Annotated in this window: 1 protein-coding gene; it reads right to left on the bottom strand. The window is 58.6% G+C overall.

Features of this window, described 5'->3' with window-relative positions:
* Positions 1–607 (bottom strand): aminopeptidase P family N-terminal domain-containing protein (locus tag EOA86_RS37480; RefSeq protein WP_206630286.1); only part of this gene is annotated, 607 nt, incomplete at both ends.

Raw genomic sequence — 607 nt, 5'->3', positions numbered from 1 at the left:
GGGGCGCCCATATGTGAAATCACCCTTGCCGAAAATAACCGGGAGCGGATTTGCCTCATCCGCGCCGTTGAGGAAGGTCTTCGCCTGAAGCTTGCGCCACAGCTCGATCTCCGTGATGCCGATGTGCGCCTCGGCAATCACGTCGTCGAATGCACCGTCGCATATGGAAAAGGCCGTACGCTTCATCTCTGCTTCGAAGCGCGTCTTGATGTGGCGAACGCGCCAAAGCGTCGGAGAGGCAGTCTTGACCGTGCCCCCTGCGGCCAATCCACGCAACGCCTCGATCAAGGGCAGAGAACCGCGGCCCAGCATCTCATCGCCATAGTCGATCGCGATCCTCGGCGTGGTTCCTTTGAAGAGATCGCGGATCGAGCCCGCAACACGGGCGGCCCCCTGATCGGCGTAACCCGCATAATAGAGCGCCGAGAATCCGCGAGGCTTGCTGTTCACATGAACTTCCTCGTAGTCCGCCCCGAACAGGATGAGGTCATTGGCGGTTACGACAACGAAGAACGGCCTCGAGTTGAAGTACCAGCTCACCGCTCGGAAGTCGGTGAAGTACTGGATGTTTTTTACGTCGGTGAGAAAGATCACGTCAAGCTTGTCC

The sequence above is a fragment of the Mesorhizobium sp. M5C.F.Ca.IN.020.32.2.1 genome (assembly GCF_004023105.1).
In the GTDB taxonomy this organism is placed as follows: domain Bacteria; phylum Pseudomonadota; class Alphaproteobacteria; order Rhizobiales; family Rhizobiaceae; genus Mesorhizobium; species Mesorhizobium wenxiniae.
The sequence above is the reverse complement of the archived record's forward strand: the minus strand, read 5'-3'. Positions and strand labels throughout refer to the sequence as shown.